The sequence below is a fragment of the Halorhodospira neutriphila genome (genome assembly GCF_016584055.1).
GTDB lineage: Bacteria > Pseudomonadota > Gammaproteobacteria > Nitrococcales > Halorhodospiraceae > Halorhodospira > Halorhodospira neutriphila.
On record NZ_NRSH01000052.1, the window covers coordinates 1 to 14,675 of the forward strand.

At 73.2% G+C, this 14,675-nt stretch carries 15 protein-coding genes and 1 other RNA gene; 11 read left to right on the plus strand and 5 right to left on the minus strand.

Annotated features, from left to right (window positions below):
• Window positions 1-150 precede the first annotated feature (150 nt).
• Genes CKO13_RS06075 through hisC form a run of 5 tightly spaced genes read left to right on the plus strand, consistent with a single transcriptional unit; the run spans window position 151 to window position 4,768 of the window.
• Window positions 151-402 (plus strand): BolA family protein, encoded by a 252-nt coding sequence (locus CKO13_RS06075; protein WP_200257890.1) that lies wholly within the window; start codon window positions 151-153, stop codon window positions 400-402.
• A gap of 4 nt (window positions 403-406) precedes the next feature.
• Window positions 407-1,663, plus strand: a complete 1,257-nt coding sequence (murA, locus tag CKO13_RS06080; protein WP_200257897.1) for a UDP-N-acetylglucosamine 1-carboxyvinyltransferase — start codon at window positions 407-409, stop codon at window positions 1,661-1,663.
• Between the two features lie 22 nt (window positions 1,664-1,685).
• Window positions 1,686-2,342, plus strand: coding sequence for an ATP phosphoribosyltransferase (hisG, locus tag CKO13_RS06085; RefSeq protein ID WP_200257899.1), 657 nt, complete (start codon window positions 1,686-1,688; stop codon window positions 2,340-2,342).
• A 25-nt stretch (window positions 2,343-2,367) separates the two neighbouring features.
• Window positions 2,368-3,684 carry a histidinol dehydrogenase gene (gene hisD / locus CKO13_RS06090; RefSeq protein WP_200257900.1) on the plus strand — a complete coding sequence of 439 codons (1,317 nt, stop codon included), beginning with the start codon at window positions 2,368-2,370 and terminating at the stop codon, window positions 3,682-3,684.
• On the plus strand, window positions 3,677-4,768 hold the full coding sequence (gene hisC / locus CKO13_RS06095; RefSeq protein ID WP_200257902.1) for a histidinol-phosphate transaminase: 1,092 nt from the start codon (window positions 3,677-3,679) through the stop codon (window positions 4,766-4,768). Before hisD ends, hisC begins: the two co-directional genes overlap by 8 nt.
• A 9-nt stretch (window positions 4,769-4,777) precedes the next feature.
• On the opposite strand, the gene CKO13_RS06100 is transcribed toward hisC, so the two are convergent.
• Entirely contained in the window at window positions 4,778-5,974 is a 1,197-nt protein-coding gene (locus CKO13_RS06100) for a S1C family serine protease (RefSeq protein WP_242467917.1), read from the minus strand.
• 32 nt (window positions 5,975-6,006) lie between these two features.
• Here CKO13_RS06100 and CKO13_RS06105 point away from each other — a divergent pair, with 32 nt between their 5' ends.
• The 5 genes from CKO13_RS06105 (at window position 6,007) to CKO13_RS06125 (ending at window position 10,059) form a co-directional block, all read left to right on the plus strand.
• Window positions 6,007-6,765, plus strand: coding sequence for a Nif3-like dinuclear metal center hexameric protein (locus CKO13_RS06105; RefSeq protein ID WP_200257905.1), 759 nt, complete (start codon window positions 6,007-6,009; stop codon window positions 6,763-6,765).
• A 249-nt stretch (window positions 6,766-7,014) separates the two neighbouring features.
• Window positions 7,015-8,193, plus strand: a complete 1,179-nt coding sequence (locus CKO13_RS06110; RefSeq protein WP_420827059.1) for a cytochrome b — start codon at window positions 7,015-7,017, stop codon at window positions 8,191-8,193.
• Between the two features lies 1 nt (window position 8,194).
• On the plus strand, window positions 8,195-8,938 hold the full coding sequence (locus CKO13_RS06115; protein ID WP_200257909.1) for a cytochrome c1: 744 nt from the start codon (window positions 8,195-8,197) through the stop codon (window positions 8,936-8,938).
• An 84-nt stretch (window positions 8,939-9,022) separates the two neighbouring features.
• The gene (locus tag CKO13_RS06120) at window positions 9,023-9,649 is read left to right on the plus strand and encodes a glutathione S-transferase N-terminal domain-containing protein (protein WP_200257911.1); all 627 of its coding nucleotides are present in this window, start codon (window positions 9,023-9,025) and stop codon (window positions 9,647-9,649) included.
• Window positions 9,646-10,059, plus strand: a complete 414-nt coding sequence (locus tag CKO13_RS06125) for a ClpXP protease specificity-enhancing factor (protein ID WP_200257913.1) — start codon at window positions 9,646-9,648, stop codon at window positions 10,057-10,059. Before CKO13_RS06120 ends, CKO13_RS06125 begins: the two co-directional genes overlap by 4 nt.
• A 35-nt stretch (window positions 10,060-10,094) precedes the next feature.
• Here CKO13_RS06125 and CKO13_RS06130 read toward each other — a convergent pair whose 3' ends face one another.
• The 3 genes from CKO13_RS06130 to CKO13_RS06140 are packed head-to-tail and all read right to left on the minus strand — an operon-like array spanning window position 10,095 to window position 13,020.
• On the minus strand, window positions 10,095-10,697 hold the full coding sequence (locus CKO13_RS06130; RefSeq protein ID WP_200257915.1) for a phosphoheptose isomerase: 603 nt from the start codon (window positions 10,695-10,697) through the stop codon (window positions 10,095-10,097).
• Between the two features lie 36 nt (window positions 10,698-10,733).
• Window positions 10,734-11,132 (minus strand): YraN family protein, encoded by a 399-nt coding sequence (locus tag CKO13_RS06135; protein WP_200257918.1) that lies wholly within the window; start codon window positions 11,130-11,132, stop codon window positions 10,734-10,736.
• Window positions 11,086-13,020 carry a penicillin-binding protein activator gene (locus tag CKO13_RS06140; RefSeq protein WP_200257920.1) on the minus strand — a complete coding sequence of 645 codons (1,935 nt, stop codon included), beginning with the start codon at window positions 13,018-13,020 and terminating at the stop codon, window positions 11,086-11,088. Before CKO13_RS06140 ends, CKO13_RS06135 begins: the two co-directional genes overlap by 47 nt.
• 98 nt (window positions 13,021-13,118) lie before the next feature.
• On the opposite strand from CKO13_RS06140, the gene rsmI reads away from it, so the two are divergent.
• Window positions 13,119-13,952, plus strand: a complete 834-nt coding sequence (gene rsmI / locus CKO13_RS06145; RefSeq protein WP_200257923.1) for a 16S rRNA (cytidine(1402)-2'-O)-methyltransferase — start codon at window positions 13,119-13,121, stop codon at window positions 13,950-13,952.
• On the opposite strand, the gene rnpB is transcribed toward rsmI, so the two are convergent.
• An RNA gene (gene rnpB / locus CKO13_RS06150) (RNase P RNA component class A) lies at window positions 13,949-14,309 on the minus strand. The genes rsmI and rnpB overlap by 4 nt on opposite strands.
• Between the last annotated feature and the right edge of the window lie 366 nt (window positions 14,310-14,675).

Sequence of the window (14,675 nt, forward strand, 5' to 3'; positions counted from 1 at the left end):
CGGCTGCACAGCGTGCCCGAGCAGCTCACGGCCATCATCCGGGCCAGCGGGGTCGAGGAGGTCTTCGAGATCGCCGACGAGCCGGGGTGAATCGGCTATAATGGGTCGCCTACTGCGGCGTGCGCCGTTCGCTTGCGGCCGGAGGCAGCGATGATACAGCCCGAGGTGATCGAGAATCTGCTCCGCGGGGGGATCGCGGACGCCGAGGTGCGGGTCGGCGGCGACGGCGAGCACTTCCAGGCGCTGGTGATCAGCCCCGCCTTCGAGGGGGTATCGCGGATCGAGCGCCACCGCATGGTCTACCAGGCCTTGCGCGCCGAGCTCGAGAGCGAGGCCCTGCACGCGATCTCGATGCGCACGCTCACGCCGCAGGAGCACGAGCAAGAGCAGAAGGCCGGCTAGTTCGATGGAGCGGCTGCTCATCCGGGGGGGGACCCCGCTGCGCGGCGAGATCCGGGTCTCCGGGGCGAAGAACGCCGCGCTGCCCGTCATGGCCGCGACGCTGCTCGCCGACGGCCCCATGTTCGTGGGCAATATCCCGCACCTGCACGACGTGACCACCACCATGGAGCTGCTCGGGCGGATGGGCGTCGAGCTCACCGTCCACGAGGGCATGGAGGTGGAGGTCAACACGGCCACCATCGAGGGCTTCCGCGCCCCCTACGAGCTGGTCAAGACGATGCGCGCCTCGATCCTGGTCCTCGGGCCGCTGCTCGCGCGCTTCGGCCGCGCCGAGGTGAGCCTGCCGGGCGGCTGCGCCATCGGCTCGCGGCCGGTGGACATCCACGTCGGCGGCCTGCGGGCGATGGGCGCGGAGATCGACCTCGAGGACGGCTACATCAAGGGCCGGGCCGAGCGCCTCCACGGCGCCCGCATCCGCATGGACGTCTCGACGGTCACCGGCACCGAGAACCTCATGATGGCCGCGGTCCTGGCGCGCGGCACCACGGTGCTGGAGAACGCCGCCCGCGAGCCGGAGGTCGTCGACCTGGCCGAGTGCCTCAACGCCATGGGCGCCCGGATCGCGGGCATCGGCACCTCGACGCTGACCATCGAGGGCGTCGAGCGCCTCGAGGGGATCCGCCACCGGGTCCTGCCCGACCGCATCGAGACCGGCACCTACCTGGCCGCCGCGGCGATCACCGGCGGCGAGGTCAAGCTCAAGGACACCGCGCCGGGGCTGCTCGAGGCGGTCCTCGACAAGCTGCGCGAGAGCGGCGCCGAGGTGCAGACCGGCGCCGACTGGATCGCCCTGCGCATGCCGCGCCGGCCGCGGGCCGTGGACGTGGAGACGGCGCCGTACCCGGGCTTCCCGACGGACATGCAGGCGCAGCTGTGCGCTGTCAACGCCATCGCCACGGGCAGCGGCCGGGTCACGGAGACCGTCTTCGAGAACCGCTTCATGCACTGCCTGGAGATGCAGCGCATGGGGGCCGATATCCACGTCGAGGGGGCCACGGCCTACATCCGCGGCGTCGAGCGCCTCCGGGCGGCCCCGGTGATCGCCACCGACCTGCGCGCCTCGGCGAGCCTGGTCCTCGCCGGGCTCGTCGCCGAGGGCGAGACCCGCGTCGACCGGATCTACCACATCGACCGCGGCTACGAGTGCATCGAGGAGAAGCTGGCCCAGCTCGGCGCCGACATCCAGCGAGTCCCTGACTAGTCACAGAGGCGAATCCCGCGCCATGAGCCGAACCCTGACCCTGGCCCTGTCCAAGGGCCGCATCCTGGACGAGACACTGCCGCTGCTCGCGCGCTGCGGCATCGAGCCCGCCGAGGACCCGGAGGCGAGCCGCAAGCTGATCATCGGCACCAACCGCGAGGACGTGCGCCTGCTCATCGTCCGCGCCTCCGACGTGCCGACCTACGTCGAGCACGGCGGCGCCGACCTCGGCGTCGCCGGCCGCGACGTCCTGCTCGAGCACGGCGGCGAGGGGCTCTACGACCCGGTGGACCTGGGCATCGCCCGCTGCCGGCTCATGGTCGCCGGCCCGCCCGATGCCGAGCTCAACGGCACCCGGCCGCGGGTGGCGACGAAGTTCGTGCGCCTGGCGCGCCAGCACTTCGCCGCGCAGGGCCGGCAGGCGGAGATCATCAAGCTCTACGGCTCCATGGAGCTTGCCCCCCTGGTGGGCATGGCCGACCTCATCGTCGACCTGGTCGACACCGGCAACACCCTCCGGGCCAACGGCCTGGCGCCGCTCGAGCCGATCACCGAGATCAGCGCCCGGCTGGTGGTCAACAAGGCCTCGGGCAAGATCCACCACCGGCGCATCGGCGCCCTGGTCGACGACCTGGCGGCGGCGGTGGCGGAAGCCGATCACGCATCCTCAGGACACTGAACCGACACGACTCGCGGGGGCAGCCATGGTGGAGATTCAGCGGCTCAGCACGACCCAGCCGGACTTCTGGGACAGCCTCGAGGCCCTGACGGGCTGGGAGAGCCACCCCGGCGCGGAGCTCGAGCGCCGGGTCGCCGAGGTCGTCGACGGGGTACGCAGCGGCGGCGACGCCGCGCTGCTCGACTACGCCCGGCGCTTCGACGCCAGCGAGGCGCAGACGGTCGCCGAGCTGGAGATCCCCGCCGAGCGCCTCGCCGCCGCCCACCGCGAGGTCGCCCCCGAGGTGCGGGAGGCGCTGGAGCACGCCGCCGAGCGCATCCGCGCCTACGCCGAGCGCCAGCGCCTCGAGCCCTGGGAGTACGAGGACGCCGACGGCAACCGGCTCGGCCAGAAGGTGACCGCCCTCGACCGCGTGGGGGTCTACGTCCCCGGCGGCAAGGCAGCGTACCCCTCCTCGGTGCTCATGAACGCCGTCCCGGCCCGCGCCGCCGGGGTCGCGGAGGTGGTCATGGCGGTCCCGGCGCCGGGCGGCGAGCTCTCGCCGCTGGTCCTCGCCGCCGCCCACGTCGCCGGCGTCGACCGCGTCTTCACCGTCGGCGGGGCGCAGGCGGTGGCCGCGCTCGCCTACGGCACCGAGACGGTGCCCGCCGTCGACAAGGTGGTCGGCCCCGGCAACGCCTACGTCGCCGAGGCCAAGCGCCGGGTCTACGGCGCCGTCGGGATCGACATGATCGCCGGCCCCTCGGAGGTGCTGATCATCAGCGACGGCCAGGCCGACCCCGAGTGGGTGGCCATGGACCTCTTCTCCCAGGCCGAGCACGACGAGCAGGCGCAGGCGCTGCTGGTCTGCCCCGACTTCGTCTTCCTCGACCAGGTCCAGGCGGCCATGGAGCGGCTGCTCTCGGAGCTGGACCGCTCGGAGATCATCCGCGCCTCGCTGGCGGCGCGCGGCGCCCTGATCTGCGTGCGCGACCTGGCCGAGGCGCAGGACGTGGCCAACCACGTCGCCCCGGAGCACCTGGAGCTCTCGGTGGCCGAGCCCGAGCGGCTCGTCGACGGGATCCGCCACGCCGGGGCCATCTTCCTCGGCCACTACACGGCGGAGGCGCTCGGCGACTACTGCGCCGGGCCCAACCACACCCTGCCGACCTCGCGCACGGCGCGCTTCGCCTCGCCGCTCGGCGTCTACGACTTCCAGAAGCGCTCGACGACGCTGCGCTGCAGCCCGCAGGGCGCGGCGGCGCTGGGGCGCAGCGCCGGGCTGCTCGCCCGCGGCGAGGGGCTGACCGCCCACGCCCGCTCCGCCGACTACCGCGTCCAGGGGGAGGGCGGCGGTGAGTGAGGCCGAGCGGCGCGCCGCGCGCTGGGTGCGCCCGGAGGTCCAGGCGCTGCAGGCCTACCAGGTCGCCGAGCCCGGCGACGCCATCAAGCTCGACGCCATGGAGTGCCCCTGGCCGTGGCCGGGGGCGCTGGTCGAGCAGTGGCTCGAGCGGCTGCGCGGCGTGGCGGTCCACCGCTACCCCGACCCCGGGGCGGGCCGGCTCAAGGGGCAGCTCCGCGAGGCCATGGGGGTGCCCGACGGCGCCGGGCTGATCCTCGGCAACGGCTCCGACGAGCTCATCCAGCTCCTCAACCTGGCGGTGGCCGCCGGCGGGCGCACGGTGCTCGCCCCCGCGCCGAGCTTCGCCATGTACCGCCTGCTCGCCGCCGCCGCCGGCGCCGAGTACGCCGAGTTCCCCCTCGGCGAGGCGTTCGGCCTCGACACGGCGGCGGCGCGCGCGGCCCTCGAGGCCCACGCCCCGGCGGTGACCTACCTGGCGCACCCCAACAACCCCACCGGCAACGGCCTCGACCTCGAGGCGGTGGCCGCCGTCGCCGAGGCCGCCGACGGCCTCGTCGTGGTCGACGAGGCCTACTACGCCTACGCCGAGGCCAGCTTCCTGCCCCGCGTGCTCGAGCACCCCAACGTGGTGGTGCTGCGCACCCTCTCCAAGGTGGGGCTCGCGGGGCTGCGCGTCGGCGTGCTCGCCGGCCATCCGGCGTGGGTCCGGGAGCTGGAGAAGTGCCGGCTGCCCTACAACCTCGGCAGCCTCGCCCAGGCCAGCGCCGAGTTCGCCCTCGAGCACCGCGCGGCCCTCGACACCGCCGTGGCCCGGGTCCGGGCCGAGCGCGAGCGCCTCGCCGCCGAGCTGCCCCGGGTGCCGGGGGTCGAGGCCACCTGGCCGAGCGAGACGAACTTCCTCACCTTCCGCGTCGCCGCGGGGCGGGCGCAGGCCGTCTACGAGGGGCTGCGGGCGCGCGGGGTGCTCATCAAGCGCCTCGACGGCAGCCACCCGCGGCTCGCGGGCTGCCTGCGGGTGACCGTGGGCCGGCCCGAGGAGAACGACGCCTTCCTCGCCGCGCTCGCCGCGGCCCTCGCCGCGTGAGCCCGCCGGTCAGCGGCGCAGGCGCTGCGGGTCGGGGCGCTCGCCGAGGGTGACGGCGCGGGCGAAGGCCTCGCCGTCGCGGTAGCCGCGGACCCGCAGCTCGCTGCCCGGCGCGCCCTGGCCGGCGGCCCGGAGCAGGTCCTGGACGTCGCTGATCGCGGTCTCGCCGAGGCGCGTGATGACGTCGCCGGGGCGCAGGCCGGCCTGGTCGGCCGGGCCGCCGCTGAGCAGGCCGGTGAGCACCACGCCGCTGGTGCGCTCGGTGCCGAGGGCCTCGGCGACGGCCGGGGTGAGCCGCTGGGCGCGGACGCCGAGCCAGCCGCGCACGACGCGGCCGTGCTCGATGAGATCGCCCATCACGCTGCGGGCGATCCCGGCGGGGATGGCGAAGCCGATCCCCTGGGAGCCGCCGCTGCCGCTGAACATCGCCGTGTTGACCCCGACGAGCCGGCCGGCGCTGTCGACGAGGGCGCCGCCGGAGTTGCCGGGGTTGATGGCCGCGTCGGTCTGCAGGAAGTTCTCGTAGGTCGACAGGCCGAGCCGGTCGCGCCCGGTGGCGCTGATGATCCCCTGGGTCACGGTCTGGCCGACGCCGAAGGGGTTGCCGATGGCGAGCACCACGTCGCCGACGCGCACTGCCTCGTCGGCGGGGCTGAAGGTGATCACCGGCAGCCCGTCGAGGCGGATGCGCAGCACGGCGAGGTCGGTCGCCGGGTCGCGGCCGACGACCTCGGCGTCCGTCTTCCGGCCGTCGGCGAGCAGGACCCGGATGCGGTCGGCCCCCTCGATGACGTGGTGGTTGGTGAGGATGTAGCCGCGCTCGTCGACGATCACCCCGGAGCCGAGGCTGGTCTCGGTGCGCTGGCGCGTCGGCGCCTCGCCGAAGAAGCGCCGGAAGAGGGGGGCGTCGAGCCCCGGCGGGAGGCGCCGCTCGGTGACCCGCTTGGCGGTGAAGATGTTGACGACGGCGGGGGCCGCCCGCTCGACCGGCTCGGCGTAGGAGGCGGTGAGCGCCGCCGGGTCGCCGGCCGGCACGCGCCGCGCCGGGCTATCCTGGGCGGCAGGGGGGGCACCGAGCTGCGGCTGCAGCCAGAGGATGACGGCGGCGAGCGCCACGCCGAGCACCGCGTAGCCGAGGAGGAAGCGCAGCCACGCGGCTGCGGATGCGCCGAATGGCCGCTGCCGCGGCCGCCCTGGTAGCCTCAATTCCGAAGATCCCCTGCAGAGAGTCCCTGATTATGGTGCACCGAGAAGCGCTGGAAGCATACCTGCACGAGCAGCTCGCCGTCGGCGAGTGCACGGACTACGCCCCCAACGGCCTCCAGGTGGCGGGGCGCGAGCGGATCGAGACCCTCGTCACCGGGGTGACGGCGAGCGCGGCGCTGCTCGAGGCGGCCGCCGCGGCGGGGGCCGACGCCGTCCTGGTCCACCACGGCTACTTCTGGAAGGGCGAGGACCCGCGGCTCGTCGGCATGAAGGGGCGCCGGGTGCGGCTGCTCATGGAGGCCGGCATCAACCTCTACGCCTACCACCTGCCCCTCGACGTCCACCCGGAGCTCGGCAACAACGCCGGCCTGGCGCGCCTGCTCGGCTGGGAGGTGACGGAGCGCCGGAGCGCCCACGGGGTGCCGGGCCTGCTGTGGGTCGGCCGCCCCGCCGCGCCCCTGGACCCCGGCGCGCTGCGCCGGGGCCTGGCCGAGGCCCTCGGCCGGGAGCCGACCCACGTCGCCGCCGCCCCGGAGCGCATCGAGCGCCTGGCGTGGTGCTCCGGCGGCGCCGAGCGGCTCCTCGAGCAGGCCGCCGGGCTCGGCGTGGACGCCTACGTCTCGGGGGAGATCTCGGAGCCGACGGCCCACGCCGCCCGCGAGCTCGGCGTGCACTACTTCGCCGCCGGCCACCACGCCACGGAGCGCTCCGGGGTCCAGGCCCTCGGCGCCCACCTGGGCGAGGCGTTCGGCATCAACCACCGCTATATCGAGATCAGCAACCCCGCTTGAGCCGGCCCCCGGCGTGAGCTGACGTCGGGGCGGGGATGGCGTACACTGTGCGACTGTCGTGACGGCGGCAAGGTGACCCGCCTTGACGGCCTGTTGAGGGATATATGAAGCTTTAGCACTCTTTGCGCGCCGGTTGCATCGACGACAACACCTTCGCAATTGAGCGGATCCGGAGGAAGAGGAGGGCGCGGCGTAATGTCTGAGCAAAGCGCCAGCGGGCTTAAGCGCTGGATTGATGACCGTTTTCCGATGACGAGTACTTGGCGCTACCACATGTCCGAGTACTACGTCCCGAAGAACATCAACTTCTGGTACTACTTCGGATCGCTGTCGATCCTGGTCTTCGTCATCCTGATCCTCTCGGGGATCTGGCTGATGATGTACTACCAGCCTTCCGCGGAGCAGGCCTTCTCCTCCGTGCACTTCATCATGCGCGACGTGGACTGGGGCTGGCTGGTGCGCTATATGCACACCACGGGCGCCTCGGCCTTCTTCATCGTGGTGTACCTGCACATGTACCGGGGGCTGCTCTACGGCTCGTACCAGAAGCCCCGGGAGCTGCTCTGGATCACCGGGGTGCTGCTCTACCTGGTGCTGATGGCCGAGGCCTTCATGGGCTACGTCCTGCCCTGGGGGCAGATGTCGTACTGGGCCGCGCAGGTGATCATCTCGCTGGCCGGCGCCGTGCCGGTCTGGGGCGAGGAGCTGGTGATCTGGCTCCAGGGCGGCTTCATCGTCAACGAGGCGACCCTCGGGCGGATGTTCGCCATGCACACCGTGGCCCTGCCGCTGGTGCTGCTCGCCCTGACCTTCGTCCACATCGTGGGGCTGCACCACGTCGGCACCTCCAGCCCTGACGGCGTCGAGATCAAGAAGCTCAAGGACGCCAACGGCAAGCCCCTGGACGGCATCCCGTTCTACCCCCACGTGGTCATCAAGGATACGTTCGCCTTCGGGATCTTCCTGATCCTGTTCTGCGGCGTGCTGTTCTTCGTCCCGGACTTCTTCGGCTACTTCATCGAGTCGCCGAACCTGACGACGGCGGACCCGCTGCAGACCCCCGAGAGCATCCACCCGACGTGGTACTTCCGCGCCTGGTACGGCATGCTCCAGTCGATCCCCTCGCAGAACCTGGGCATCGTGGTGATGCTCGGCGCGAGCTTCATCCTCCTGTTCCTGCCGTGGATCGACCGGGGGCAGGTGCGCTCGATCCGCTACCGGGGGCTCGGCTACAAGGTCGGCCTGGCGGTCTTCACGCTGTCCTTCATCGTCCTCACCTGGTCGGGCAGCAAGTCCCCGACCGGCCTGCCGGTGCTCCTCGGGCAAATCTTCACGGTGGTCTACTTCGGGTACTTCGTCTTCCTGTGGGCCTACACGTACTTCGGCTTCGAGAAGACGAAGCCCGTTCCGGAGAGGGTGACCAGCTGACATGTACAAGAACAAGCTCGCAATCGTTCTCAGCGCGCTCTTCGTGCTCTCCTGCGCCGGCACGGCGCAGGGGTCCTCGGGGCCGGGCATGGAGCTGATGGAGCCCGGCGTCAGCCGCCACGACCAGGCGTCCATCCGCAAGGGGGCGGAGCACTTCGCGCAGTACTGCAGCGGCTGCCACTCCGTCGAGTACCTGCGCTACCAGCGGGTCGCCGAGGACGTCGGCAAGGGCATGGCGTGGGCGCGCCAGGAGCTCATGCACGGCGAGAAGGAGCCCCACGCGCCGATCCTCGCCGCCATGGACCCGCAGGACGGCGAGGAGTGGTTCAACATCGCCCCGCCCGACCTGTCGCTGACCGCCCGCGAGAAGAGCGAGGCGTGGATCTACACGTACCTCAACACCTTCTACAAGGACGAGTCCGCCGAGGTCGGCTTCAACAACATGGTGCAGCCGGGCACGAGCATGCCCCACGTCCTTGCTAGCCTGCAGGGGACCCCGCGGGCGGTGCGCGACGACCACGGCGAGGTGGTCGGCACCGAGGTCCCCGAGGGCGAGCGGGGCGCGCTCAGCGAGGCGGAGTACGAGGCCTTCACCGCGGACCTGACGGCCTTCCTCTCCTACGCCTCGCAGCCCATCGCCGCCAAGCGCGAGCGGATCGGGATCTGGGTGCTGCTGTTCCTGGTGGTCTTTACCACCGTCTTCTACCTGCTCTATAAAGAGTACTTCCGGGGCGTGAAGAAGTAAGGGACGACCGACGAGGCGGCGGCCTCGCCCTTATCGCCGAGGGCAGGCCGCGCCGCCGCCGCTCCCGGGGGTGGGAGGGCCAACGTGATTCGTCTCTACTCCGGAGCGTCGTGCCTGCAGAGCCACCGGGTCCGGCTGGCCCTCGCCCACAAGGGCGTCGAGGCCGAGTGGGTGACGGTCGACCCGGCGGCCCCGCCGCGGGCGCTCCTCGAGCTGACCCCCTACGGCGAGGTGCCGACCCTCGTCGACCGGGACGTCTGCCTCTACGAGCCGTGGATCATCATCGAGTACCTCGATGAGCGGTATCCGCACCCCCCGCTGCTGATGGCCGATCCGGTGAGCCGCGCCAAGGCGCGGCTCGTCGCCTACCGCATCGAGCGGGACTGGTACTCGCTCTACGAGCAGCTCGCGGCGGCACGGACCCGGCACCGCGGGGTCGGCAAGGCCCGCCAGGCGCTGTGCGAGAGCCTGACCGCCGGGGCGGAGCTGTTCGAGGCGCACCGCTACCTGCTCAGCGACGAGTTCACGATCATGGACCTGGCCGTCCTCCCGCTCCTCTGGCGCCTCCCGGCGGCGGGAGTCGAGCTGCCGCCCCAGGCGGCGGCGATGGTCGAGTACGCGGAGGCGCAATTCCACGGGGCCCCCTTCCAGGCGAGCCTGACCCCGGAAGAGCAAGCCCTGCGCAGCGCAAAAAGCGGAGGTAACCGATGACATCGACCCGTCCCTATCTCATCCGCGCCCTCTACGAGTGGATCGCTGACAACGGCTACACCCCCTACCTGCTGGTGGACGCCAGCCGGCCCGATGTCGATGCGCCGCTGGAGTACGCGGAGGAGGAGCGGCTGGTGCTCAACGTCGCCCCGCGGGCGGTCCAGGGGCTGCGCATGGGCAACGACTGGATCGACTTCAGCGCCCGCTTCGGCGGCGTGGCCCGCAGCGTCACCGTGCCCGTCTCCGCCGTCCTGGCGATCTACGCGCGGGAGAACGGCCAGGGCATGATCTTCGGCGAGGCCGAGGAGGCGGGCGAGGAGCCCGAGGCGCAGCAGGAGCCGGATAGCGACGAGCCGTCGCCGGGCACCGGCGGCGGTGGCGGCCGTCCCCACCTGCGGGTCGTGAAGTAGCCCGCCGCGCCGCGCGGCGGGGCCGCGTCGCCCGCTCAGCGGGGTGCGGCCGCCCCGAAGAGCCCTTGGTCGATGAGGTCGCACAGGCAGTGGATGACCAGCAGGTGCACCTCCTGGATGCGGGCGGTGGCCGCGCTCGGCACGCGGATCTCGACATCCGCCGGGCCGAGCGCGGCGCCCAGCCCGCCGCCGTCGCGGCCGGTGAGGGCGACCGTGCGCAGGCCGCGGGCGGCGGCGGCCTGGTGGGCGGCGACGACATTCGGCGAGCCGCCGCTCGTGGAGATGGCGAGCAGGACGTCGCCGGCCTGGCCCAAGGCGCGGACCTGGCGGCTGAAGACCGCCTCGAAGGCGTCGTCGTTGGCCACGGAGGTCAGCGTTGAGCTGTCCGTCGTCAGGGCCACGGCGGGCAGGCCGGGGCGGTCGAGCTCGAAGCGGTTGAGCAGCTCCGAGGCGAAGTGCTGGGCGTCCGCGGCGGAGCCGCCGTTGCCGCAGGCGAGGATCTTGCCCCCCGCGCTGAGGGCCTCCCGCATGCAGTCGGCCGCCCGGACGATCTCGGGCGCGAGCCGCTCGGCGGCCTCCTGCTTGGCGCGAATGCTCTGCTGGAAGAGCTGGTTCACCCGCTGCTCGTGGTCGGTCATTGGCCTCGCTCGGTCGGTGGTGGCTTGGGTGGTGCCTTACGGGGGCGCATCGGCGCCGAAGGCGTTGCGGAGCCACTGCAGCTCGCTGTTGCCCTCGCCGCTGACGGCGACGACGTCGAAGCGCGCCAGGCCGGGCCGGCGGCTGAGCCACTGCTGAGCGGCCCGGAGCAGCCGGCGCTGCTTGGGGCGGTCGACCGAGCGCAGGGCGCCCGCCAGGTCCCGCCCCTTGCGCCGGCGCACCTCGACGAAGACCGTCACGCCGCCGTCGGCCATGACCAGGTCGATCTCGCCGCCCCGGGCGCGGTAGTTGCAGGCGAGGGTCCGCAGCCCCTGCTGCTCGAGGAAGCGGCGGGCGGCCTGCTCGGCGGCGGCCCCGGTGGCGGTCGTGCTAGGGCGCGGCGGCTTGCGGCCCCCCCTCTCGCTGCTGCTGCCCATCGTAGCCCTCCGTGGCCTGGATCTCGGCGACCGGGCGGCCGTCGGCGAAGCGGGCGGCCACGAGCCGGCGCTCCACCCGTCCGGCCTCGCTGAGCCGCAGCCGCCCGGTCAGCCCGTCGATACGCTCCTCGGGGTGCTCCGCCATGACCCCGAGGTACGGGATGATGCGGTAGGCGTCGATCCCCAGCGCGATGAGCCGGGCGTCCCCCTGCATGCGCTCCGGCCACTGCCGGCTGAGGTAGGCGCGCTCGAGCCCCCGGGGCACCCCGACGGCGCTGTCGACGAGCCAAGGGCCGTCGAGGAAGCGCAGCCCCTCGAGGTCCCGGTCGAGGTCGGGCTGGACGGTCCCGCCGTAGGCGTGGGAGGTGGCGACGACCGGCAGCCCCGAGGCGCGGTGGTACTCGATCTGCGGGCGCAGCAGCCGGGCCTGGCGGGGCAGGGCGCCGAGCAGGAGGGCGTCGGCGTCGCGCCGGCGGCGGGGCTCGAAGCGGGGCGTCTCGCCGAGCACGCGGGCGAGGCGGCGGTAGCGCTCACGGCTGGCGTCGAGCCGGAGGAGCTCGCGCAGGACGCCGCTGTGATCCGGCTCGTCCGGGGCGTAGGCGCTGCGCTGGAGCACGCGCCCGCCGCGGGCCTCGATGGCCTCGGCGTAGGCCTCGCCGAGGCGCTCGCCCCACTCGCTCTCGGGGGTGAGGATGAGCACGCTGCGCCACCCCTGGCGCAGGGCGTACCGCGCGGCCTGCCGGGCCTCGGCCTCGGCGCTGAGGCTGAAGCGGTAGAGCCGCGCCGGGAGCGCCTGCCGGGCGCCGTCCCCCTCGCCGGGGTCGTTGAGCCCGAGCACCGGCGTCGGCAGCTGCTCGTACTCGGCGGCCAGCGCGGCGACGCCCGCCTTGGTCAGGGGGCCGATGGCGTAGTCCGCGCCGGCCTCGACGGCGCGCTGGTAGGCGGCCACCGCCCGCTGGCCGTCGCCGCTGGTATCGTAGACCCGCAGCTCGGGGCGCTCGCCCTCGGCCGCGTAGTAGGCGGCCAGGATCCCGTGGCGCACCGCCTCGGCGGCGGCGGCGAAGTCGCCGCTGAGCGGGAGCAGGAGGGCGATGTGGCCGGGGCGCTGGATACGCTCCCGGAACTGGGTGAGCAGCTCCGGGACCCGGCGCTCGCGGGCCGGGTGCTCGGGGAAGCGCGCCTCCCAGGCGGTGACCGCCTCCTCGAGGCGCTGCGGGGCCAGGCGGTGCTCCCGGGCCAGCAGGGCCAGGCGGAGCCAGCCGCCGAGGGTCCCCTCGCCGGCGGCGCTCGCCCGCTCCCGGAGGAGGGGGCCCGGGGTCTCGGCGAGCAGCCGCCACAGGGCCCGGCGGTTCTCGGCCCGGGCCGCCGCGCTCTCGAGGTGGGGCTCGAGGTCGACGCGCAGGCGAACGGCCTCGAGGCGCTCCCCCTGCTGCTCGGCGACCCGGGCGCGCAGCGTATAGTAGGCGGCGCGGTGGCTCGCCGGGGGAGCGGGGAGGCGCTCCAGGTAGCGGCTCGCCGCCGCGGGGCGGCCCTGGGCGAGGGCGAGGCGGGCGCGGGCGAGCCCCAGCCGCGTGCGGCCCGGCTCGCCGAGCTCCCCCCGCAGGCCCTCGGCCTCGCCTAGGGCCTGCGCCGCCGCTCCGGCCTGGCCGGCCTCGAGCCAGGCCTCGGCGGCGCGGATCGCCGCCCGGGCCCGCGCCGCCGGCGCCTCGTGGCGCTCGGCGGCGCTGTCGTAGAGCTCGGCCGCGCGGGCATAATCTTGCGCCTCGAGCGCCCGGCCCGCGCGCTCCTCGAGCCCCGGCGCCGTCTCGGCGGGCTTGGGCGGGGTTGGGGCGCAGCTGAGCAGCGCCGCCAGGGCAGCAGCGGCCGCAAGGGGGCGAATTAGGCGCAAGGAGCCGCTCATGGGACCGTCAGGAGAAGCCTGTGGATAAGCCTTCGAAGTATCCGGCCGGGGCTGACCCCGTGTCAAACGAGCCGGGCACCCTCTGGGTGGTGGCGACCCCCATCGGGAACCTGCGCGACCTGACCTACCGCGCCCACGACACCCTCGCCCGGGCGGAGTGGATCGCCGCCGAGGATACCCGGCACAGCCAGCGCCTGCTCGAGTCCTACGGGATCCGCGCCCGGCTGATCAGCCTCCACGAGCACAACGAGGCGTCGCGGATCCCGCGCCTGCTGCGCCTCCTCGAGGCGGGGCGGGCGGTGGCGCTGATCAGCGACGCCGGCACGCCGCTGGTCAGCGACCCCGGCGCGCGGCTGGTCCAGGCGGCCGCCGAGGCCGGCGTGCCGGTGCGCGCGGTGCCCGGCGCGAGCAGCCTCCTGGCGGCGCTGTCCGTCGCCGGCTTCGCCGCGGAGCGCTTCCTCTTCGAGGGCTTCCTCCCGGCGCGCCCGGCCGCGCGGCGCAGCCGCCTGGCACCGCTGGCCGCCGAGGTGCGCCCGGTGGTGCTCTTCGAGGCGCCGCACCGGATCGTCGCCTGCCTGCACGATCTCGCCGAGGCCGTGGGCGAGGGCCGCCGGGTGGTGGTGGCCCGGGAGCTGACCAAGCGCCACGAGACGCTCCTGCGCGGCCCCATCGCCGAGGTCCTGGCCCGGGTCGAGGCCGATCCGGCGCAGCAGCGGGGGGAGTTCGTCGTCGTGCTCGAGGGGGCGCCGCCGCGCGCGGAGGCCGAGGGGCAGGACCCGGACGAGGTGCTGCGCCCCCTGCTCGCGGAGCTGCCGGTCAAGCAGGCGGCGCGCCTGGCGGCCCGCATCCTCGGCCAGCGCCGCAACGCCCTCTACCAGCGCGCCCTGGCGCTGAAGGGGGAGGTGTCGGGTGAGGAGTGAAGAGTCGGCCTGTAAGCCGGGTTCTGTCGAGGACGGCCATTCCTCTGGGGCACGCGTCACCGCGTGCCTCTAGCGGCCTACCCGGGGGCGGCGCGGGCCACGCCGTGGCCCCCCTATTTGGCCTTGCTCCGGGTGGGGTTTACCGTGCCGCGAGCCGTTACCGGTCGCGCGGTGCGCTCTTACCGCACCTTTTCACCCTTGCCTGTGCCGGATCGCGCACGAGCCGGCCATCGGCGGTCTGCTCTCTGTGGCACTTTCCGTGGGCTCACGCCCCCCAGGCGTTACCTGGCACCCTGCCCTGTGGAGCCCGGACTTTCCTCCGCGCCGCAAGGGCGCAGCGACCGTCGAGCCAACTCTTCTAGCCGGGAATATACCAGCGAAGCGGGAAGCCGGCCAGGGAGCCACCCCGGATGGCCCCGCGGTGCTTCAGGGGAGGGGCAGCCGACGAATCGGGGGTGTGTTTCTTGTAGAACAAATGGTTATTCTATGATTTTAGAAGTTTTCCTAATAGTTTGGAGTTAGGTTCTTGTTTTTAAATGCCCTGCAGATACCGCTTTTACAGAGTGGTTTTTGAGGTGGCCTCTCAAATCCCCCCCGCTAAGTGGCCGGGGTGTAGGATTTCAGGGCGAGGTGGCTCGGTTGACGGGGTAGATGACCCTACCTATAGTGGCCGATCGTGGGGTGAAGTGGAATAAAATGGAATACGGGGGTGCTGCAGGAGGG

Bases quoted from the DNA above. Each gene is read 5' to 3' on its own strand.
- CKO13_RS06075 (WP_200257890.1), top strand. From the start codon at position 151: ATGATACAGCCCGAGGTGATCGAGAATCTGCTCCGCGGGGGGATCGCG.
- murA (WP_200257897.1), top strand. From the start codon at position 407: ATGGAGCGGCTGCTCATCCGGGGGGGGACCCCGCTGCGCGGCGAGATC.
- hisG (WP_200257899.1), top strand. From the start codon at position 1,686: ATGAGCCGAACCCTGACCCTGGCCCTGTCCAAGGGCCGCATCCTGGAC.
- hisD (WP_200257900.1), top strand. From the start codon at position 2,368: ATGGTGGAGATTCAGCGGCTCAGCACGACCCAGCCGGACTTCTGGGAC.
- CKO13_RS06105 (WP_200257905.1), top strand. From the start codon at position 6,007: ATGGTGCACCGAGAAGCGCTGGAAGCATACCTGCACGAGCAGCTCGCC.
- CKO13_RS06110 (WP_420827059.1), top strand. From the start codon at position 7,015: ATGACGAGTACTTGGCGCTACCACATGTCCGAGTACTACGTCCCGAAG.
- CKO13_RS06115 (WP_200257909.1), top strand. From the start codon at position 8,195: ATGTACAAGAACAAGCTCGCAATCGTTCTCAGCGCGCTCTTCGTGCTC.
- CKO13_RS06125 (WP_200257913.1), top strand. From the start codon at position 9,646: ATGACATCGACCCGTCCCTATCTCATCCGCGCCCTCTACGAGTGGATC.
- CKO13_RS06130 (WP_200257915.1), bottom strand. From the start codon at position 10,697: ATGACCGACCACGAGCAGCGGGTGAACCAGCTCTTCCAGCAGAGCATT.
- CKO13_RS06135 (WP_200257918.1), bottom strand. From the start codon at position 11,132: ATGGGCAGCAGCAGCGAGAGGGGGGGCCGCAAGCCGCCGCGCCCTAGC.